The organism is Kosakonia oryzendophytica (assembly GCF_027886705.1).
Taxonomy (GTDB): Bacteria; Pseudomonadota; Gammaproteobacteria; order Enterobacterales; family Enterobacteriaceae; genus Kosakonia; species Kosakonia oryzendophytica.
Genome location: NZ_CP115659.1, coordinates 4508601 through 4529266 on the forward strand (window position 1 = coordinate 4508601; position 20666 = coordinate 4529266).

At 54.1% G+C, this 20666-nt stretch carries 24 protein-coding genes and 1 tRNA gene; 2 read left to right on the plus strand and 23 right to left on the minus strand.

Annotated elements, in window-relative coordinates; all coding sequences use genetic code 11:
* Nucleotides 1-21: 21 nt before the first annotated feature.
* From O9K67_RS21725 to O9K67_RS21810, 18 genes are all read right to left on the minus strand, one after another.
* Nucleotides 22-447 (minus strand): endonuclease domain-containing protein, encoded by a 426-nt coding sequence (locus O9K67_RS21725; RefSeq protein ID WP_061498111.1) that lies wholly within the window; start codon nt 445-447, stop codon nt 22-24.
* Complete coding sequence (locus O9K67_RS21730; RefSeq protein WP_061498114.1) at nt 420-719, minus strand: hypothetical protein; 300 nt, start codon at nt 717-719, stop codon at nt 420-422. Before O9K67_RS21730 ends, O9K67_RS21725 begins: the two co-directional genes overlap by 28 nt.
* The gene (locus O9K67_RS21735; RefSeq protein ID WP_061498116.1) at nt 703-1128 is read right to left on the minus strand and encodes a hypothetical protein; all 426 of its coding nucleotides are present in this window, start codon (nt 1126-1128) and stop codon (nt 703-705) included. The genes O9K67_RS21730 and O9K67_RS21735 overlap by 17 nt, the downstream gene beginning before the upstream one ends.
* Nucleotides 1129-1146: 18 nt before the next feature.
* Nucleotides 1147-1656 (minus strand): HNH endonuclease signature motif containing protein, encoded by a 510-nt coding sequence (locus tag O9K67_RS21740; protein ID WP_061498120.1) that lies wholly within the window; start codon nt 1654-1656, stop codon nt 1147-1149.
* A gap of 16 nt (nt 1657-1672) precedes the next feature.
* On the minus strand, nt 1673-2668 hold the full coding sequence (locus O9K67_RS21745) for a hypothetical protein (protein WP_061498123.1): 996 nt from the start codon (nt 2666-2668) through the stop codon (nt 1673-1675).
* A gap of 67 nt (nt 2669-2735) precedes the next feature.
* On the minus strand, nt 2736-3083 hold the full coding sequence (locus tag O9K67_RS21750) for a hypothetical protein (protein WP_061498126.1): 348 nt from the start codon (nt 3081-3083) through the stop codon (nt 2736-2738).
* Between the two features lie 159 nt (nt 3084-3242).
* Nucleotides 3243-3923: a hypothetical protein gene (locus O9K67_RS21755; RefSeq protein WP_061498130.1), complete on the minus strand. Its 681-nt coding sequence runs from the start codon at nt 3921-3923 to the stop codon at nt 3243-3245.
* A gap of 3 nt (nt 3924-3926) precedes the next feature.
* On the minus strand, nt 3927-4166 hold the full coding sequence (locus O9K67_RS21760) for a hypothetical protein (RefSeq protein ID WP_000047583.1): 240 nt from the start codon (nt 4164-4166) through the stop codon (nt 3927-3929).
* Nucleotides 4167-4414: 248 nt separating this feature from the next.
* On the minus strand, nt 4415-4978 hold the full coding sequence (locus O9K67_RS21765; RefSeq protein WP_061498136.1) for a hypothetical protein: 564 nt from the start codon (nt 4976-4978) through the stop codon (nt 4415-4417).
* A complete protein-coding gene (locus O9K67_RS21770; protein WP_168733723.1) occupies nt 4975-5151 on the minus strand; it encodes a hypothetical protein in 177 nt (58 codons plus the stop codon). The genes O9K67_RS21765 and O9K67_RS21770 overlap by 4 nt, the downstream gene beginning before the upstream one ends.
* Nucleotides 5148-5354, minus strand: coding sequence for a hypothetical protein (locus O9K67_RS21775; protein ID WP_000167710.1), 207 nt, complete (start codon nt 5352-5354; stop codon nt 5148-5150). Before O9K67_RS21775 ends, O9K67_RS21770 begins: the two co-directional genes overlap by 4 nt.
* Nucleotides 5347-5781, minus strand: coding sequence for a hypothetical protein (locus O9K67_RS21780; RefSeq protein WP_007870669.1), 435 nt, complete (start codon nt 5779-5781; stop codon nt 5347-5349). Before O9K67_RS21780 ends, O9K67_RS21775 begins: the two co-directional genes overlap by 8 nt.
* A gap of 45 nt (nt 5782-5826) precedes the next feature.
* Nucleotides 5827-7671 (minus strand): DEAD/DEAH box helicase, encoded by a 1845-nt coding sequence (locus O9K67_RS21785; RefSeq protein ID WP_038878490.1) that lies wholly within the window; start codon nt 7669-7671, stop codon nt 5827-5829.
* A 926-nt stretch (nt 7672-8597) separates the two neighbouring features.
* Nucleotides 8598-9230 carry a recombinase family protein gene (locus O9K67_RS21790; protein ID WP_061498139.1) on the minus strand — a complete coding sequence of 211 codons (633 nt, stop codon included), beginning with the start codon at nt 9228-9230 and terminating at the stop codon, nt 8598-8600.
* A 554-nt stretch (nt 9231-9784) separates the two neighbouring features.
* Nucleotides 9785-10783 (minus strand): XcyI family restriction endonuclease, encoded by a 999-nt coding sequence (locus tag O9K67_RS21795; protein WP_061498142.1) that lies wholly within the window; start codon nt 10781-10783, stop codon nt 9785-9787.
* Complete coding sequence (locus tag O9K67_RS21800) at nt 10780-11682, minus strand: DNA-methyltransferase (RefSeq protein WP_061498145.1); 903 nt, start codon at nt 11680-11682, stop codon at nt 10780-10782. The genes O9K67_RS21795 and O9K67_RS21800 overlap by 4 nt, the downstream gene beginning before the upstream one ends.
* Nucleotides 11683-12292: 610 nt before the next feature.
* A tRNA-Leu gene (locus O9K67_RS21805) sits at nt 12293-12377 on the minus strand.
* A 198-nt stretch (nt 12378-12575) separates the two neighbouring features.
* Nucleotides 12576-13025, minus strand: a complete 450-nt coding sequence (locus O9K67_RS21810) for a lysozyme (RefSeq protein ID WP_061498149.1) — start codon at nt 13023-13025, stop codon at nt 12576-12578.
* A 237-nt stretch (nt 13026-13262) separates the two neighbouring features.
* On the opposite strand from O9K67_RS21810, the gene ahr reads away from it, so the two are divergent.
* The gene (gene ahr / locus O9K67_RS21815) at nt 13263-14282 is read left to right on the plus strand and encodes an NADPH-dependent aldehyde reductase Ahr (RefSeq protein WP_061498152.1); all 1020 of its coding nucleotides are present in this window, start codon (nt 13263-13265) and stop codon (nt 14280-14282) included.
* Between the two features lie 89 nt (nt 14283-14371).
* Here the strand turns inward: ahr and O9K67_RS21820 are convergent, their stop codons facing one another.
* The 5 genes from O9K67_RS21820 to O9K67_RS21840 all read right to left on the minus strand — a co-directional run bounded on the left by O9K67_RS21820 (nt 14372) and on the right by O9K67_RS21840 (nt 18943).
* Nucleotides 14372-16012 carry a dihydroxyacetone kinase subunit DhaK gene (locus O9K67_RS21820; protein WP_061498157.1) on the minus strand — a complete coding sequence of 547 codons (1641 nt, stop codon included), beginning with the start codon at nt 16010-16012 and terminating at the stop codon, nt 14372-14374.
* 87 nt (nt 16013-16099) lie between these two features.
* Nucleotides 16100-16591: a hypothetical protein gene (locus O9K67_RS21825; protein ID WP_061498160.1), complete on the minus strand. Its 492-nt coding sequence runs from the start codon at nt 16589-16591 to the stop codon at nt 16100-16102.
* Between the two features lie 55 nt (nt 16592-16646).
* Complete coding sequence (lptG, locus tag O9K67_RS21830) at nt 16647-17729, minus strand: LPS export ABC transporter permease LptG (protein WP_061498162.1); 1083 nt, start codon at nt 17727-17729, stop codon at nt 16647-16649.
* The gene (gene lptF, locus O9K67_RS21835; protein WP_061498164.1) at nt 17729-18829 is read right to left on the minus strand and encodes an LPS export ABC transporter permease LptF; all 1101 of its coding nucleotides are present in this window, start codon (nt 18827-18829) and stop codon (nt 17729-17731) included. Before lptF ends, lptG begins: the two co-directional genes overlap by 1 nt.
* A gap of 63 nt (nt 18830-18892) precedes the next feature.
* A complete protein-coding gene (locus O9K67_RS21840) occupies nt 18893-18943 on the minus strand; it encodes a hypothetical protein (protein WP_216848985.1) in 51 nt (16 codons plus the stop codon).
* 153 nt (nt 18944-19096) lie between these two features.
* Between O9K67_RS21840 and pepA the strand changes: the two genes are divergently transcribed.
* On the plus strand, nt 19097-20608 hold the full coding sequence (gene pepA / locus O9K67_RS21845; protein ID WP_061498167.1) for a leucyl aminopeptidase: 1512 nt from the start codon (nt 19097-19099) through the stop codon (nt 20606-20608).
* Nucleotides 20609-20666: the final 58 nt, after the last annotated feature.

A 20666-nucleotide genomic window follows, 5' to 3' on the forward strand; every position in this document is an offset into this window, starting at 1 on the left:
CGGGGTTTTATTACCCCGCAGTTATGGATATAACACGCCAATACCAGTGTATTGCTTGCGATAGCTGCCAATCATAGCCCTTAAATTCGTAGCGCTAACACCACACGTCCGCCCAATGTAACGCCCACCCTCAGCCGCATTAGCAGAGCGATGAACCACAGCACGCACGCGCCCGGTTCGGTGGCAGTGATCCAGCACGGCAGAAGCAAGGCGCAGCGGCTTACCTGTCACCGCACAGCGTCGGTATTGATAATTCCAAAGGAAGACACGGACAGCGGCCACGTCAGCGCGGCGCAGCTCCAGCCGCCCGGAACCATTCAACAGAGAGCGATAAACATCTTCGAATGCAGCAGCGTTTGTAATCCGTTCCGCCAGTGGCATATTGCCAAGGTGTTCCAGATAGCCCCGCATAGCTTTTCTTAATAGCTGGTCTGTCCGTGTAACCATGATTCAAAGTCTCCATTGTCAGATGAAGCCCGCTTGCAGGCTTCATATTCTTCGCACTGGCGCTGGCGTACCAAAGCATAAAGCTCATCGGCCAACGCATTAACGCATTCGTCACTGATACCATTGCGGCGCATTAGCCCCAGCAGCTTACGAAACTCAGCTTCAAGCTCAGGCTCTCCGGTATCTATTACCCACTGTTTCAGGTCAGCAAGTGTGCCAGTCATTGGCGGCGGCTCGATGTACCGCCACCTTAATTTAATTGTGGTTATCATCTTCTTTATCCTCTCTGTAAGCCGGGTGCATTGCCCGGTATTGCTCAATGGTCAAACCCTCGCTGGCCGCTGTAAGCCGTGCCTTTTGCTTAGCTGCCATTCGTAAGGCGCTGTCTCTCCAGCAGAGCAGAAAGAAGACCGTCAGCACCTGCTTATTAATACCATCCAGAAGATCGCCAAGCCCTTGCTCCAGCAGGCAGGCACGCCATGCAGCGGCGTGCTCCGTCATAGCACCGACTACCGGAACAGGTGCGCCGAGCATCGTCGCAAGCTGGCTCATCACACTGTTAGCATCGCCCGGACGCAATCGGGGAATGATCATACTGCCAGCCTGCTTCAAAAGTTCGGCGTAACGCTGGCAGCGTGGGTCATCACGTGCCAGCGGTTTAATTGGCTTTTCATCGGTCATTAATGGAACCTCCGAGGGTTAGGCAACCTGCAATAAATCGGCTGGTGTTGAGGGATGGTATCTAGCTTTAGCTTTTAGATAGGCAGCACGCGCCGCCGCTTCGGTAGTAAATAAGCCAAGGTGAAGGAGTACACCATCAACGCGTATGTAAGCCTCCCATTTGCTACAACCCTTATTCCAGCTACACCCCCTTGCCTTGCGTCGGTTCTGGTCGTTTTCCCGCTGCGTAACCAAGCGCAGATTGCATAGGCGATTGTCATCACGGATACCGTTGATGTGGTCAACTTGCAGACCATCAGGAATAGAGCCATGCTCCAGAATCCAAACCACGCGATGGGCTTTAAGCTGATACTGTTTACCATCGAGTCGCAGGGCAACTTGACGATAGCCATCAGCTCGCCGGGTGGAGTCAGCATAGGAGCCAGCCTTAACCCGGCGTCGGTTAGCTTTATGGTGCAGGCGACCTGTCACCGGGTCATACAGGAAAAGGGATCGCAACAGCTCAGGGGCGTAAGCATCATTAACCATGACTCAGCCCCTCCGGTTACACAGCTTGTCGGAAATTGATAACGCAGTCAGGGCGACGCAGCCCAACGTTGAACAGGCGATATGAGTCCATCACCATCGTCATTTCGCGCTCATCATCCCACTGGCGATTAGTGATACTTTGGGCTTCGACTGTCACCAGTACAGATGCAGGCCGGAACAGGGTCGCCCGCGTTAGCGCTTCCTCTGCGGTAACGTCATAATCAGCGCCCAGTTCATGCCCGGTGATGGCCTCTTGTGGGTAGCTGTTCAGCTCAATGACTCTCACCCCGGCCACGTAACCGATGCGCCGCCATGCGTAATCGTTGCCACTATCCCGGCTGTAACGGACGTTCATCAGCTTCTTATGTTCCATCAGGATGCTGAACCATGCAGGGTCAATGAGAAGCACCAGCTCGGCCACCGGAATATCTTTCTCAGTGAGGAAGCGATTAGCAGCCGCTTTGACGGCGTGAACCAATTCGTTTGCGGCGTCCTCTGCGCTCCCCGCTGTCAGGTCGAGCGAGACAACGTTATCCGTAAGCGGGTTAAACGTTGGTTGCAGTGTCGGCGGCGGTACAAAGTCAGTCGCTTTGATTAACTGGATGGTATGCGCTTCGTCGTAGAACTTAGCGTGCGCAGTGCCGATATTGCGGCTCAGCTCTGCGCGAAAGGTGGGTGCAGTCCAGTCATCCTGATAATCAATCGGGATGCGGATATAACTCAGCGTATCCACAGAGATAATCAGCTTGTCCGACTTAACAGCGGTAGGCTCCAGCGATTGCCCTGCGGTTCTGCCCTTCACCTCAAGATCACCACTCAGGCGATCAATGCGGTATTGGTTGCTGGCTTTCAGCGGCTTGTATGTGCTCAACCCCTCGGCCAGAAAGACGCTCTTTGCCTCAAGACGGGTCTGAACGTCCCGGTCATACGCTTCAATGTGAATGTCGTTGTCAGCATCTACACCGCCCCAGTGCGGGCGGAATTGATCAGGGGTATAAACATTGTCAGTCATAGGAATAGCTCCCGCGCCAGCGATAGCCAGCGCGATTTATAGAAATGGGAAAAGAGAATGTGACGGGTCAGGCAGCAGCTTTTTCAGCAGCTACCTCAAGAATCAGGCCGATAAGCGCGAAAGCAGGCCAGCGGGGATTAAGCTCGTGCAGGTGCGCAACGCCCCCACCAAAAGCATCGCGCATATCAGCACCAGAGATGCCCGCGCGTTTGGCCGCCCTGCGCAACAATCGCAGCTCAGAGCCGGGAACATACGCCGAGGGCATACGCACGCCGTAGAGTGAGGCGAGCCGCCGCCAGTGCGCTTCGTCAGCAAAGTCCTGTTTAAGCTGGCTGGCGTTGGCTTTCCAGTGTTCAATCCTCGCACTACGGGCAGCCCTAGCCGCTGCCACGTTTTCAGGTGTCAGTAAGGTCATTGTCAGATCTCAATGCAAAGTGGGTTTATGTGTGGTGTTTGAGAGGTAATTTCGCGTTTTACAGGCGCAGGTGTACGAATGCACATCTGGCGATGTACAACGCGATTCAGGCTTTAAAACGTAAGGTTAAGACGCGGAGAAGACAGGACGGGCGATTGCTTAGCGGCCAGCACGTTTGCCAGCGGAGCGCTGCGCAACCAGAGCGCGGTATTGCTCGTCGTACTGACGATGGCCGGGGCCATACCCTGATTGCTGTGCCCACTGCGAAAGCTGGTCATACGCTGCAATAAACTCAGCATGAGACATTCCGACAGGTTGCGCGGCGGTCTGGCCGTTCGGGACGTAACCGGTAATGGAACCGCCAGCCATACGCTCTTGCAGATACTGAACCGCCCGCTGCATCTGTGCAGGGTCGCCAGACATAACCATCCGTTCAAGGGTTGATTGAGTCCCGGCATCGAGCGTGCCAGCGAATTGCAACATAGCGTCAACTGTACCCTGCCCTAGCTGGCTTTCTATGGACTGGTGAAACTGCCCCATTAAACCTTGTAGCTCGGCGGTGTACTCAATAGCTGTTCCATCCATCAGGGGGATAGTATCGCCCACCTGCGCCCCGGCGCTGTCCGCGTTCTGGTCTTGCTGATTAGCAATGTTGCCATTATTCCATTGGCCGCCATCATTGCCATTAACGGGCTGGGTACGGAGGAAATCAGCATCAGCAGGCACAGCGCTAAAGCGAGATGCGCCATTGTCAGCGCCCACAGGTGAGGCCATGTATGGCGATTGCTGAGGTGCAGCATCAGCACCGGAAAGGTACGGATTAACATTCTGATCAGACATAAATTATTCTCCTGATAATGCTCTAAAGTCGTGAACCTGCGCTAACAGCAGCATATGAACAGGTACACATCGCTCCGGCAGTTTGCGTACACCGTGATACGCTTTCCCCATATCCTGACGGTCAACCTGATAGGCGCGGGCAAGGTCTGCCTGACTCACCTCAAGCGATTCAGAAATCAGCTTTAATTGTGCAGCCCAGTCGGTATTCTTTCGGGGCGGCAACAGTACAATGGTTTTGCTCATGGTAATTCCTCGTTAAAGTAACCCATGCCTACGAAGCCAACGGCGTTCACCAACAGAGCCGCGCGGGCGTTGTCTTCGATTCTGGTTAAGCGTTTGGCTGGAGTCGGTTCGCCCTTCCCCGGTCAGGTTCTGCGTCAGCACACCCCAGCCCCGTGATTCAATCGGCGCGTATCCCTCGCGTTGTTCATCAAGATTCACATAGAGATCAGGGTTAACTGCGGGATGCAGTGGTTCGTTATCCTCTGCCATCACTTAGCCCCGTATCGCGTGTTAACGTCTTCTAAAATATCGGGATAGCTCCAGCGATTACGCATCAGGCGCAGCGCTTGAGCAGCCGCTTCGACTGGAATTTCAAGCTTTCCGGCAATCTCAGCAACAGGCCAGCCAAAGCGCTCCAGCTTGTGCGCTTCGTCAAGATCAGCGCCAGACAGGCGGCGCATCGTCTGCGGCGTCTCAGGCTTCGCTTTAACAGCTTTCGGCATCGGGTGGGTGTGGGCATTGCTAAAGCGGGAATGGGCGATAGCTAATACAGTTTCAGGCCGGATTAGAAAATCGCGTGCAATAGCGTGTGCAGTGTCCCAGTGACCGCGCCCCGGTTTCCAGCGCTTACGGATAGCGTTGTATTCCTCCAGTGTGATAGCGGCGTCGTCCTTCCACTGGCTGGCAAGATCGTCGACATAGACGCCTCTCAGCACCGCGTCCACATCTACCGGGTCGAATCCGGTTGCAGCGACAACCTCCTCCACATTGAGAAGGTCGCGCTTCACAAGGGTATTAATGCGCTGGATATCGGTCAGGTTTAAAACTCTCATAGAGTAAAATCTCCATCGAAATTGATTTGATCTTCAATCAGCGAGCGAATGAGTAACAGGCTGGAAGCGCTATGTGTTCCCGTCTTGCGGGCGCTTTCATACATGGCTCGTGCTGCGCTCTGGTAGTTCGGCGGCAGGTTTGCAAACCATGCTCTAAACTCTGCGGGTGTCATTGCTCGTCATCCTCAAATACACGGTTAAATGACGTGTCCGGCGCTTCTACGGCATTGGCCTTAAGGAAGTTGACCGCACTGGATAACTCCGCTGCGGCCATGCGCGACTCACCAGCTTTGTCTTCCTCAAGGCGGCGAATTAGCGCCCCAAGAAGCAAGCCTTTCATTCGCCACGTTTCATTTTCAAACTCGGTTTTAGTCATGCGGATTAACTCCTGTCAGCCCCATTACGCGCAGATACTGAATTACTTCGGCGTGTACTGGTTTTGGTAAAAAGAGACGGCGTTGTACAGACTGGAATATCTCATCGCGCGTCTTAATATCCGGGTGAACAGTTCCGTTAAAGATCTCCCGAGCCATGCGGTAGGTCGGCCAAACGCGAGAGCCATCCTCCCGGCGTCGGAATCTGTTCAACACCGCCGCGATGCATTCCCACGGCTCGCAATCATTCAGCAGGCAATACCGCTGTAGTGGCGAGCTTACCCGGCGCAATATGGCCTCACGGTTAAGAGCGTGAACATGGCGTGACGCCAGTCCGTCAAATGAATATCCGTTCAGGGCAAAGGCGAGTTGTGCATTAATCAGGGCGTCAGAACGCCCCGCGCGATGCAGCGCGGTTTCATCAGACATACAAATTTTCTCCAGAAAAGAATTTAAACAGGCGAGCCAGTTAACTCAGAGGAAGCGGGAGATGTAATCCCAGTTGCAGTTTTCAGCGCGGTAAAAGTAAGCAAGCTCATCAGGTGCAGCGTCCAGCGCCAGCGATGACCACAGCAGAAACGCTCGGGCAGGTTGACCATCGCGCCCGGCTCGTCCAATCATCTGAACGAGATCAGGCAGGTCATCAGGAATGTAAGTCACGATAACGTTACGGATATCGGGAACATCAGCCCCCAGTCCGAAAGCTTTAGTCGCAACCAGAATTGCGCCCGGCGTAGTGGCAAACCACTCAGCGTTTGCGTGACGTTCTTCGTTACTCAGGTGCATCGTCTTCGAGTGATATGACCGCGCCCGGTCGCCTAAGAGTTTCAGGTACGCCCGCAAAGTCTTAAGGTCATTGACGAGAATGAGCGTTTTCTCTTCCTCCGGCAGAGCCTCGACCAGACCAACAGCCGCGCGGTATCGCTGGCGGCACTGCCTGACCGGAATCAACTGGATATTCTCGCGAGCAACATCAGCACGGAATGTAACGTAATCGCCACGGCATCCCAGCGACTCCATTAAACCGCGCTCATTTTCACGTAGTAGCGTAGCCGTAAACACGCAGCGCTGAGCCGAAGGAAAGGCATGTTGTAGCGAGTGCTGCATTGCCTCGTAAGCTGGCCGAAAATCCCAGTCTTTAACGGTGTGCGCTTCGTCGATGATAAAACGATCAACACCGTAGGCCATTAGCGCCGCGAAAACCTGATTCGACGGAACCAGATGTTCAGGCGAAACAACAGCAACACGGAACGCCCCGGCAGCCAGCCCCGCCAGTTGTTGCGCGTTGCGGTGCTTCGGTAGCTTATCGCCAAAGGCCACTGCGTGAACGCCCGCTTCCCGCAACTGTCGGAGAATCTGGCGTTTAAGGGTATTAGTAGGAACAACGATTACAGACAGACCAACGCCAGCACGGGACTCATAAATCAATGGGTAAGTGAAGGCAGCACTTTTGCCATAACCCGTAGGAAGAACGGCCAGCACATCACCACCACGGGAAAAGATCGCATCAGCAACAGACAACTGCCCCGGCCTCCACTCCAGCCCATCAGGTGGCAGCAGGCTAACGCGTGCGTTTCGGTCACAGCGAGCCAGCGGGCGGAACTCATACGGCGCAGTATTCAGTGGCGGCACAGACGGCGAAGCAGCCAAGCCGTTCGGGTCACAATGATGATTAGAGCTATTAAATCTATCTTCGGTAGGCTTCGACTCTCCACACCACAATTGACGAAACTCCCCTGAGTATCCGTAGCGTTTGAAATCTGCGTTGCGCATCGCTTCCAGTTTACTCATGCCCCGACTGATACGACGCATGGTCTTCTCATCGCAAATAAGAAACTCGCGGCAGGCTTTGAGAAAAGCATTCTGTCCGGTTGTTGATTCCTGTATAACGTGCTCGCGCGGCTTCAATGCGGCATCGTCTACGCGAACACCGGGAAAATCTGGCGGTAGCGGTTCAACATAACGAGCAGGCTTCTTGTCCAGCCATTGCTCAATCTCAGCGTGTCGGCAGTGTGTTGCATCGCCGGGCTGGATAACCTGACGAAGTCCAGCATCAGCGCGTCGGGCGTGTGTCTTGCGGCCAATGCCGTTCGCCTCTTTCCACTCACGAAAGGACATAACGGAGCCATCTGCATTGTAGAAATACTCCCCGGAATCAGTGTTAAGTGCTGCCTTCACAGGTCTTTGTTTGACAGGGCATAGCTTGGAATGAGGGATAACGATCTTATCTGTAACCAGTTGCTGGGCATCTGCAATTGCTGTGTCCAGTGGTGCAACATTGGCAGCCCGGTCAAGCAGGCGGCGTAAGTCTGTTGGCATATAAAGATCTCCATTGAAGGTGAAGTTAGAACTGGGCGCAGCTTGACCGCGTCGGTGTTCTGTTTGTCCAGTACAGTTACTTTCATCCATTAATTTAGGTGAAACGCAGACACGGCGGGCATTGCAGAGAGACGACGAGTAGGGTGATTAGAAGCTCAAAAGTTGGTCATTTACGTTATGCTTTCCGGTGTAGATGCTTTTATAATTTATTAATAAATACAGTCAGTTATGATCAGAAATAGCTATCAAATAACCTTTTCATCACTTAACTCATTGTATTTAAATAGAAAATAGCATAATTATGGTCTTTGTCGGTTTTATTACTACCTTATTCCCCGCCGCGTTGCCTGCCCGGCAAGCACGGTTGCGTGGAGGGCTGAGCATCACAGCGGGCGAAGGTCGGGAATGAGCCAAAGGCGATGGAGCGGGCTGGAGCACAGCGAGAAGCGCAGCAGGGGAAGAGGTCTGGAGAAGGGGCGAAGCCCTGTCTCCGGCAGGCGGACGGGACGTGTAAACGAGGTGCAGCGCGTACCTCCCGAGGGGAGGATAAGTAAGTAGGGGAGGCTAGATAATTGGTTAAGTGTACACATGTACGCTGAAATAAGTAAATCAGGGAACAGAGAGGATGCAGCCCAGCGGCTTAACGTAACCAATTACCTCTTGATCCCCTTCCCTCCCCATCCCCCGAATTGTTCAGTGATGAATCACATTCACAATCTGATCTTGATGCTCATCGTCTGGCACGGCTAAAGCCCCGCCATCTCTTCGCATCAAGAGCCGCAAGTAATACGAAAATGCATTATGAATCATAGCATTACGACATAACGTATAACATAACTCTCTGATATACATACAAAAGCTGTAGGTCATCCATCACCCACAGCCCAGTAACGGCCAGTGCTGGCACCTAATCAGGCTGTAGGTTGTCACTCTGTAACGCTGGCGGCCAGCTCACGCTTGATACGGTAGAAGGTCGCACGACTTATCCCGGCAGCTTTCATGATGTGCTCTGGTTTATTCCCAACGGTAAGCATAGCGCGGACAGTTTCACGGGCGCTCTCGTCCTTAGACTTCCCGTTATATTTCCCCTCGGCTTTGGCACGCTCGATGCCCTGCGCTTGGCGTGCTCTGCGTGTCTCGTAGTCCACTCGTGCCATCGTAGCGAGGATATCAATCAGCATTGCGTTAACAGCTCTCAGAATGCCCTCTGTAAGCTCTGATGCAGTATCGTTCAGTAGTTGCCACGAGGTTGGCAGGTCAACGGCAACGATAACCAGCCCCTTATCCTGAATCCTCTGTTTCAGTGTCGCCCATTCCTTTTGCGTCAGGCGGCTTAGCCTGTCGATGCTCTCGACAAGTAAGACCTCTCCGGCCTCTGCATCATCCAGCAGGCGCATTAGTTCAGGGCGAGCAAGCCTCGCACCGCTGGCGTTCTCGATGTACTCCGCCCGTACAGGCCAGCCCCGATCACTGGCGAACTCTCGCAGCAAGCCCAGCGCCCGGTCTGCGTGTTGCTCTGCTGTACTGGCGCGGCAATAGATAAGCACATTGTGTGCCATGCTTCCCCTCCTAAGTCTCAATGAAATACCACAGCAAGATCTATAAGAGATCACATCAACAATGTGTAGTCAATAGAGTTTTATAGATAGTCAAATGAGACAGCGTATCTATGTCTTTATCAGGTATACCCAAACGAGACAGATACAAGCGCAGGCAAGAGCAGCACCCAGCATCAACGCAAAGTGCTTTAACAGTGGAGATTCAGGAGTGATTTAGCGTTTAAAGGGAAGAGTAACCCTAACCCACAGCCTCACGCTCAGAACGCGAAACAGGGTCATAAACGCCACAGAGGAAGGCAAATCGATATACAGCCCGCCCAGCCTTCGGCTGGGAGAGGCGCACGGGGGAAGTTGAAGCCTTAACCGTCGAGGGAGGGGCACCCATAAGCGTGCAATTTTTCAAGCCGGGGATTCAGCTATAGGCTAACGGTAGAATGCGGCTTGAGACGGGGAGTGTTCACGCTTCTGGGACGAATGCCTATCTTCGTGAGCACCAGCCCCACAAAGGCCACATTTGGCAAGGTTTGTTATTATATAACTTGCCATTCACGCTATTACTTAGTTGCAATCGGTGCGGATGGAATTGCTGTTAAAGAAAGAACCCGCATTTTGAAGTCTTCATACTGTTCCCCTTCGCGCAATGAGAGTTCAGTTAAAGAATAGAAGCGGTCGGTGGATGGGGATTCGCTACGAGCTTTTACCATATCCAACCGCGAAACATTAATCACAGTCCAGCACTCTGTATAACCCCTAGCACGTGCTTTTTGGTGGCTCTTTTCAGCTTCGCCAATACGGTTGTGGATGTTTGAAACATCTGTCCCGCTTTTAACTTCAATAGCTACGACATTGCGGTAATGCTGATGAGTCATTTCTTCACGGATGATTATGTCTGGGTCCGCTGCAAATTCTATGAGAACCGGGCGACCTGTTGCACTGTTCACTTCAATAGCACTTTCTCGAACCTCTGCGGTAGCGTGCGCAACAATTTCTCGAATAATCTCAAACACTAACACAATACCATTTGTGCCGCGTTGATTGTTAGCCCCACCTCTTAATTGCGGCCCCACAGTGAGTAGAGTCAGGTCATCCAACAATTCGCGGCTCACGCGTAACGGCCCCACTCCAGATAAAAGGGCAGAAGCAGCCCCGCAAAAAGCGGCACATAATTCAGGTATTTTGGGTTTTGCCAGTTTGCCAATAACACCCTTCACTTCCATTGATTTGAAACTACCAACACCAAACCCTTTATCTCTGCCATAAAATTCTTTCTGACTATATCCCATTAGCAAACGATAATAGCCCAACAGATAAGGGTTTGCTTCTAACACTGCGGGAACAGGGAATAAAAGCTCGGCCCGTAACCCATATGTGGCTAAGGTTGCCAGATCCGCCTTGGGAACATATTCACCAAGTTGTGCATCAAGGGCGACAATATCCATATTACGCACAGTTTCTAACAACGCATTTTGAAGATAAACACCGCGAAATCTTTTTAAAGCTAAAGCAAAATCGACCTGCTGTTTCGGTTCTGGGAAAGTGATTTTTACAGTCATGCTGCCGCTATCCTTATCACATTAGTTTTATCACCCTGCAACCGATTAACCGCAATCTCGACATATTCAGGGTTTAACTCAATACCAACATATTGTCGATCTTCATCTTGGCAGACTACCCCCACAGTACCCGAGCCAAAGAAAGGATCTAACACAAAATCACCCGGCTCAGTTGAAGCAAGGATACATGGCCGAATTAAATCAGGTGGGAATGTAGCAAAGTGTGCCCCTGTGAAGGGTTTCGTATTAACATTCCAAACAGTGCGACGGTTTCTTAGCCCACCATTGTCTCTTGGTTCTCTCACAGCCTGCCAATCATAAAAATATTTCTCAGATTTTGTCAGCATGAATAAGAACTCATGGGAGCGAGTGGGACGGTCCTTCACGCTTTCAGGCATAGCATTTGGCTTGTTCCATACAATATCACTCCGTAAATACCAACCATCATTTTGTAGGGCAAAAGCAAGCCGCCAAGGGATACCAATAAGATCCTTCGGTTTCAATCCTTCGGGCGTATCTGGCCGGACAGTCATAGCTCGGGCTGGGTTCTTTTTATCTGGTGCTCTGTAACCGCGATTACCGCTTGTGTAACCATCCCCGATGTTAAGCCAAAGGGTGCCATCATCACTTAAAACTCGTTTTACTTCGGCGAAAATGGTCACAAGGCGATTAATGAACTGATGCATACTACTTTCTAAGCCAATCTGTTCATCAATCCCGTAGTCACGCAATCCCCAATAAGGTGGAGAAGTAACAACACAACGGACCGAACCACTAGGAAGTCTCCGCAATACAGTTAAAGCATCCCCCTCAAAAAGGGTAGGACCGTCCAACTCCAAAGGTTCGGCGCGATGAAGCCTCTCAACAGTTGGTGGTAAGCTACTCTTTTTCTGCGGCATAACAATTCCTCTTACACATGATTCTAACAAGCATTATGCCCGTAATCGCCGATACAATGTTGGGCGGTAGTGTAAACCGCGATAGGTGAGCCAACAACACACCCATAAAAGTTTTCATTACCCCACAGGTACAGCGGAGATATAAATTCAACCAATAGCTAGCCATAAGCGCCGTGTTGGGTATCCAAACAAACTGCGCCGTAGGCGTATCGTCAGAAATGTCACTCATTCGCTCTCTTATCGAGTACCGTTCGTTTATGGCACGGCGAACACCACGGCAGAGCCTGCCGCTTTCCCGGACAGGTTAGGCTTCCCAACATTTGCTCGTTTATCCACTGCGTATCATCACGACAGGCGATTAAGGGACACCGCGCTAAGTGTGGAACAAATGAATGTGGTGGGATTGTTTAGAGACGGTGGCTACGTCATAGCTTTCAAGTTGAGTCAGTACGTGTTTGACGCTTGGAACGACACGCCGCTATGAGTTAACATCCCAATTACCACTATCAACCACAGCGGCTTTTTCAAGGGACATAACAGAGCATTTCTTACAGGCAAAAGAGACAGATTTTATTGTCTAACTATCTGTATTGTAAGGAATTTAGTGACTTGGTGCCGAAGGCCGGACTCGAACCGGCACGTATTTCTACGGTTGATTTTGAATCAACTGCGTCTACCGATTTCGCCACTTCGGCACTGAAGGGGATGCGGAAACGTGTTGGATTATACCTGCCGCGGGCAGCTATGCAAGTCACGATCTTGTCATAAGCCGCTAAGTGCTGAAAAAAACAGCGCCATCTCAGTCTGTTGGCAACCGGACGGGAAATCAATCGGCCTCATAAGGTGTATGAGGCCGCATAATGAACAATGCATATATGAGACGTCGTTCGCGTTCACGCTTTCAAAAACAGCGCCCGTTCTGCTTCGCGTCGCCGGGTCAGTCCGGCCAGCACTTTGCCGCCCGCTTTGTTCCAGCGCGGGAACTGATCGGCGGCCTGAGCATACTCTCCCTGGTTCAGCAGCTTGAGCAGCGTGGACGTCTGCAAATTCCCGGCACCAAGGTTAAAGGTAAAGGCCACCAGCGCATCAAACTGGTTCTGATTTAAATCCACTGTCACCAGCCGGTGAATACTGCGTTCAGTGATCCCAAGATCATCACGCAGCAACTCGTCGGCCTCCGCCTCAGTTAGCGCTCTGGGGAAACTCTCGTTCGGCAGGATCAAATGACCATATCCGATGGTCCATTTACCCACAGCATCCCGGTATTTCTCAAGCCTGAGCCCTTCAAAAGACTTGATTAAAGCCACCCCGGCATCGCCGGTGCTTTGCGGTTGTTCAGCCATTTTTCGTTGCTCCTGTAGGGTGTGTACGGCATCTCTTTGAGGATGGTACGGACACATTCTGTTGCACAGCCGACAGGCCGAAATAGGCCTATGGAAAATCCGAAAAAACGGGCGGTGGCGGTGCATCAGCGGGCATCGTTTTGGCGAAACGGGCTATCTGCGCGCGCACAGGCTGCCACGGGATCGCCAGATGCCCTACACTTCATGCGTCCCCCCTCTAACTCGAAGGAATCCATGATGAGCATCATTAAAAGTTATGCCGCGCCACACGCCGGCGCTGCGCTGGAGTTACAGGAATACGACGCAGGCCCGCTGGCGGCGGAAGATGTGGAAGTGCAGGTGGATTATTGCGGGATCTGCCATTCCGATTTGTCGATGATCGACAACGAATGGGGCTTCTCCCAATACCCGCTGGTTGCCGGGCATGAAGTGATTGGCCGGGTCGTGGAGCTGGGTAGCGCTGCGCAAAACAAAGGCTTAAAAGTCGGTCAGCGTGTAGGTATCGGCTGGACAGCCAGAAGCTGCGGGCACTGCGATGCCTGTATCAACGGCGATCACATCAACTGTAAAGAAGGCGCTGTGCCGACGATCCTCAATCGCGGCGGCTTTGCCGATAAGATCCGCGCCGACTGGCAATGGGTGATCCCCCTGCCGGACAGCATCGATATCGAAACCGCCGGGCCGCTGCTGTGCGGAGGTATCACCGTGTTTAAACCACTGCTGATGCATCACATCACCGCCACCAGCCGCGTCGGGGTGATCGGTATTGGCGGTCTGGGGCATATCGCCATCAAACTGCTGCACGCCATGGGCTGCGAGGTGACCGCGTTCAGCTCTAACCCGTCGAAAGAGGCGGAAGTGCGCATTATGGGTGCAGACAATGTGGTCAACAGCCGCGATCCAGACGCGCTGAAAGCGCTGGCTGGCCAGTTTGATCTGATCATCAACACCGTCAATGTGGATCTGAACTGGCAACCTTACTTTGAAGCGCTGACCCATGGCGGGCATTTTCACACCGTCGGTGCGGTGCTGAAGCCGCTGGAAGTCCCGGCGTTTACCCTGATCGCAGGCGATCGCAGCGTCTCCGGTTCTGCCACCGGCACACCCTTTGAGTTGCGTAAGCTGATGAAGTTTGCCGGGCGCGCCAAAGTGGCACCGACCACCGAACTGTTCCCGATGTCGCAAATTAATGACGCCTTGCAGCACGTGCGTGACGGCAAAGCCCGTTATCGCGTGGTATTAAAAGCGGATTTTTAACAGCGTAACAGGCCGAATGCGCTCGCGTTATTCGGCGCATGGCCCGGTGGCGTTCACGCTTACCGGGCCTGCAACGCCATCCGGATGGGTTACTTCGCGATGGCGGCAAACACCTCGGCAATCGCAACCGCACCCGGATCGCTCACGCCGTCGAGATTTTCACGGTTGACGTACGACGAGCGTCCGGCACCCGCTTTTTGCATGGTGGCGGTGCTGGCAGCGCCGTTTTTCGCAGCGGTGACGGCGGCATCCAGCCCGCTGTCACGCAGCGCTTCTAATGCCGGTTGCAGCGCATCGATCAGCGTCCGATCGCCGAGATCCGCCCCGCCATAATGTTTCATCTGCTTCAGACCGAGCAATAATGCATCCGACAACGCTGTCCCGTTGTGCACCGCCTGGCCTGCGGCCGTGAAGAAAATCGACATCAGCACGCCGCTGGAACCGCCCATCACTGTCGCCAGCCGTTCGCCAACCAGTTGCAGCAACTGCGCCGTGTTGTTCAGCGGCAGCGCATCGCTCTCCAGCAGGTGCACGATCTCCCGCGCCCCTTCGGCGAACGTTGAGCCGGTATCGCCGTCTCCGACTTTCGCATCCAGCGCGTTAAGGCGGTTCTCAAGGCCAATCAGCGTCTGCGCCGCGCTGCTGACCAGCGCCCTTACCTGCGGGTTCTCTGACGGTACACTCTCCAGCCCGGTATAGACGGCGCTATGCGGCTGCGTTTTCATCGGTGCGAACGGTACCGGCTTCTGCCAGCCAACCGTCTGCACATCGGCGCAAATTGCTTGCTCAAACACGCCGTTCAGGCGCAGCAGCGACAGTGAAAAACCTTTCATATCCAGCGAGCTGACCAGCGGCGCGGGGCCGATCAGATAAGCAATTTGATCTTTCAGCGCCGAGTGCGCCAGCTCTTTGGTCAGCAACGCCATCTCCAGCGCCGACACGCCGCCAAGGTTGTTGATCAGCACCGCCACGCGATCGTCGCCCACCGCCGCTTTGAGCGGTTGCACCAGCGTCTCAATCAGCGCCTTGCTGTTATGCGTATCGACCACGCTGGCACCCGGCTCACCGTGAATGCCCAGCCCCAGTTCGACTTTACCGCGCTGAATGCGCTCCTCTTCTTCGCTGTCGCTTCCCGGCAGGTTGCAGGTCTCCATTGCCAGGCCAAGACTGTAAACACTGTCGCAAGCCTGGCGGGCGATATCACGCACTTCACTGAGCGACTTACCGTGCTCAGCGGCGTAGCCCGCAATCTTATGCACCAGCGCCGTCCCGGCGATGCCGCGCGGCTGTTTATTGTCTGGCAGAGCGATGTCGTCAGCGACAATCACCATCTCCACTTTCAGGCCGTAGCGTTTGGCTTTTTCAGCCGCCAGGCCGAAGTTCAGCCGATCTCCGGTGTAGTTCTTCACAATCAGCAGACAGCCGCGATCGCCGGTGACGGCGACAATCGCATTCAGTACAGCGTCGACGCTGGGCGAGGCAAACACATCGCCGCAAACGGCGGCCGTCAGCATCCCTTTGCCGACAAATCCGGCATGCGCCGGTTCATGTCCGGAACCGCCGCCGGAAATCACCGCCACGCGGCTTTTATCCCAGTCGGCGCGGGCGACAATGCGAATGGCAGGATCGATATCAAGTCGGACGAGGTTGCCGTGCGGAGCTGAGATGACTAAACCTTCAATGGCGTCATTGACCAATTGTTTGCGGTCATTGAAAAAGAATCTGGACATAGTCTTCCACTAATGGGTAAACGGTATGCAAAAGCATAGCCTCTGGTGCGAAGAAGCGCGTTAAGAACAGATTTTACTGAGAAGGACTTACGGTACGGTACGCCCAAAGCCAGTGGTATAACCGCGTAATTGGCGTAGGTGCTCAAGACGGTGGCTCTGCCATAAGGCCCCGGCGATGGCCAGAATCAGCAGGCCGCCGTGCACATAGAGCGAAAGGCGTTCATCCAGCAGAATAAAACCGGCGATAGCGGGCGGGAGAAATATAAGGCACTGGAACTCCTGCGCTTTTTCAGCGGTATCAAAGCGGGATAATACCCGGTCTGCCTGCACCTCTTCCGGCGAACCCGGCCGGACAGTCCCCACGGCGCGCGCCAGCGCATCCGCGCGACGGGTCAGCCAACTGACCAGCCCCAATGCCAGCAGCGTGACCAGCACTTCCACTGCCAGCACCACACTGTCGCCAACCAGCGAAGCAAACCACTGCGCGCCAATCACCGCCACCGTAAGAACCGAACTCAGCATCCCGCAGAGGAAAATAGAAGAGAAACGAACAACCGTACGGGTAACCCACTGCAACATGCGCGACTCCTTGCACCCAAAAAAAGAGAGGCCGCAGCCTCTCTTGATGTACTGATTAACTTTTTCTCATCATCAGCCACAAGCTGATCAAGAAGAATGTGGCGCTGGGCAACAACGCGCCCACCACAGGGGGAATGCCGTAAACCAGCGTCAGCGGGCCGAAAATCTTGTCCAGCACGTAGAAGACAAAGCCGAAACTGATGCCCGTCACCACACGCACGCCCATCGCCACGCTGCGCAGCGGGCCGAAGATGAACGACAGCGCCATCAACATCATCACCGCCACGGAAAGCGGCTGGAAGATTTTGCTCCACATATTAAGCTGGTAGCGCCCGGAGTCCTGACCACTCGACTTCAGGTACTTCACATAATTGTGCAGACCGCTTATAGACAGTGCATCCGGATCCAGCGCCACGACGCCCAGTTTGTCCGGCGTGAGGTTGGTTTTCCAGGTGCTGCTCACGGTCTGTGTACCGGTCACCTGCTTCGGATTGGTGAGGTTGGACTCATCCACCTGCGACAAACGCCAGATTTTCTGTTCTGTATCGAACTTCGCCGATGCCGCATAACGCACAGACTGTAAACGGCGCTGATTATTGAACACATAAATGCTCACGCCGCCCAGTTCATCGTCGCCTTTCACGCGCTCAATATACACAAAGTCATTACCGTCTTTTGCCCACAAGCCTTGCTGGGTAGAAAGCAGTGAGCCGCCATACATCGACTGTGCACGCTGGTTACGCGCCATTTGCTCACCCTGCGGCGCGACCCACTCGCCAATCGCCATTGTCAGCAACACCAGTGGGATGGCGGTTTTCATCACCGACAAGGCAACCTGCATACGGGTGAAGCCGGAGGCCTGCATCACCACCAGTTCACTGCGCTGGGCCAGCATGCCAAGCCCCAGCAGTGCGCCAAGCAGCGCCGCCATCGGGAAGAAGACCTGAATATCTTTCGGTACGCTGAGGAGGGTATACAGCCCCGCGCCCAGCGCATCGTAACTGCCCTGCCCGGCTTTTTTGAGCTGATCGACAAATTTGATGATGCCGGAGAGCGACACCAACATGAATAACGTCATCATGATGGTGGTAAAAATGGTTTTACCGATATAGCGGTCAAGTACGCCAAAAGCCTGCATTATACCGCTCCTCTACGGGCAAAACGGGCGCGAACCCGGCGCATCGGCACCGTATCCCACATGTTTAACGCCACCGCCAGCGCCAGATAAGCAAGGTTAACACCCCACATCCAGATCATTGGATCCAGTTTGCCTTTCGCGCCATTCGAACGCAGCGAAGTTTGCAGCAGGAAGAAAACCAGGTACAGCAACATGGCGGGCAGCATGGAGAGCACGCGCCCCTGACGCGGGTTGACCACGCTAAGCGGGACCACCATCAGCGCCATCATAAAGACCGTAAACACCAGCGTTAAACGCCAATGCAGCTCCGCGCTGGCGCGGGGGTTATCCGTGCTCAACAGCGTGCGCATATCCATCTGTTCGGTATCGGAAGGATCCAGCGTAACGGTCTGGTGGCCGATAATCGCCTGATAGTTCTGGAAATCGGTAATGCGGAAGTCGCGCAGCATCGCCGTGCCTTCAAAGCGCGTCCCCGTATTCAGCGTGACGACCTGCGAACCGTCTTTATGCTGTGTAATGTGGCCGGAGTCCGCCACCACAACCGACGGGCGAGCGTTGCCTTTCGGGCGGATTTGCGCAAGGAACACGTTATGGAACGTACTGCCTTCCACGCCTTCAATAAACAGCACCGAGTTGCCGTCCGTCGCTTGCTGGAACTGCCCCTGCGCCAGCGCGGCCATACCGGGGTTGGCTTTGGCATCCGCCAGCACCTGATCCTGATGGCGGGATGACCACGGGCCAGCCCACATCACGTTCACCGCAGCCATAGCGCCGGTAAACAGCGCCAGAATCATCGCCGCTTTTATCAGCACGCCACGGCTCAGGCCACAGGCGTGCATGACCGTGATTTCACTTTCAGTATAAAGTTTGCCCAGCGTCATGAGCAGGCCGAGGAACAGGCTCAATGGCAGGATAAGCTGCGCCATCTCAGGCACGCCCAAACCCAGCAGCGAGAGCACGAGGTTGGTGGGGATCTCACCGTCTGCCGCTGCGCCTAATATCTTGACCAGTTTTTGACAAAAGAAAATCAAAAGCAGGATGAATAGGATCGCAAGCTGGCTTTTTAGCGTCTCCCGCGCCAGATATCTTATGATTATCACTTTAATTACGCCCGTAAAAACCAGTCTTTTTCCTGGAAAATCGCTTGTTTCATGGCTTAAACGTCATTTATTCTCTTGAGTCGTCGAAATGATCGCTAAGATTAATATACTCAGCGGATACGTGCGTAAGACCCGATTCTGACGTGCCGAAACCGAAGTAACATTAAGATTAACACGAAGTCACCGCAACAGCGGACATGAGTTACGAAAGCTTGCAATTCTATCCGTAGCCGCCGCTGTTGTCTTTAAGATTCAGGAGCGTAGTGCATGGAGTTCAGTGTAAAAAGCGGTAGCCCGGAGAAACAGCGGAGTGCCTGCATCGTTGTTGGTGTCTTTGAACCGCGCCGACTCTCTCCGATTGCCGAACAACTCGATAAGATCAGCGACGGCTATATCAGCGCGCTGCTGCGTCGCGGCGAGCTGGAAGGCAAGCCGGGCCAAACGTTGTTGCTTCATCACGTGCCGAATGTCCTCTCTGAGCGGATTTTGCTGATTGGCTGCGGTAAAGAGCGTGAACTGGATGAGCGTCAGTACAAGCAGGTGATCCAGAAAACCATCAACACCCTGAATGATACAGGTTCCATGGAGGCGGTCTGTTTTTTGACCGAACTGCATGTTAAAGGCCGCAATACCTACTGGAAAGTCCGCCAGGCGGTAGAGACAGCAAAAGAAACGCTGTACAGCTTCGACCAACTGAAAACCAACAAAAGCGAACCGCGTCGCCCGCTGCGTAAAATGGTGTTCAACGTGCCAACCCGCCGTGAGCTGACCAGCGGCGAGCGCGCTATCCAGCACGGTCTGGCGATTGCTGCTGGCATTAAAGCCGCGAAAGATCTGGGCAATATGCCGCCCAACATCTGTAATGCCGGTTATCTGGCTTCTCAGGCGCGCCAACTGGCGGACACCTACAGTAAAAATGTGGTCACTCGCGTGATTGGCGAGCAGCAGATGCGCGAGCTGGGCATGCACTCTTACCTGGCGGTGGGCCAGGGCTCACAGAATGAATCGCTGATGTCGGTGATCGAATACAAAGGCAACCCGTCTGAAGAGGCACGCCCGATTGTGCTGGTCGGCAAGGGCCTGACCTTCGACTCCGGCGGTATTTCGATCAAGCCTGCCGAAGGCATGGACGAAATGAAATACGACATGTGCGGCGCGGCGGCAGTCTATGGCGTGATGCGCATGGTGGCCGAATTGCAACTGCCGATCAACGTGATTGGCGTACTGGCGGGCTGTGAAAATATGCCTGGCGGGCGCGCGTACCGTCCTGGCGATGTGCTGACCACCATGTCCGGCCAGACCGTAGAAGTATTGAACACTGACGCGGAAGGCCGCCTGGTGCTGTGCGACGTGCTGACCTACGTGGAACGCTTCGAACCGGAAGCGGTGATTGACGTCGCTACGCTGACCGGCGCATGCGTGATTGCGCTGGGTCACCACATCACGGGTCTGTTGTCGAACCACAACCCGCTGGCTCATGAGCTGATCGGCGCCTCTGAACAAGCTGGCGACCGTGCATGGCGTTTACCGCTGGGTGATGAATACCAGGAGCAACTGGAGTCTAACTTTGCGGATATGGCGAACATTGGCGGCCGTCCTGGCGGTGCAATCACTGCCGGGTGCTTCCTGTCGCGCTTTACCCGCAAGTATAACTGGGCGCATCTGGACATCGCCGGTACCGCATGGCGCTCCGGTAAAGCCAAAGGTGCGACCGGTCGCCCGGTGGCAATGCTGTCGCAGTTCCTGCTGAACCGCGCCGGGTTTAACGGCGAAGAGTAATGTAAAGTCCCCCTCACCCTAACCCTCTCCCCAAAGGGGCGAGGGAATCACCGCTCCC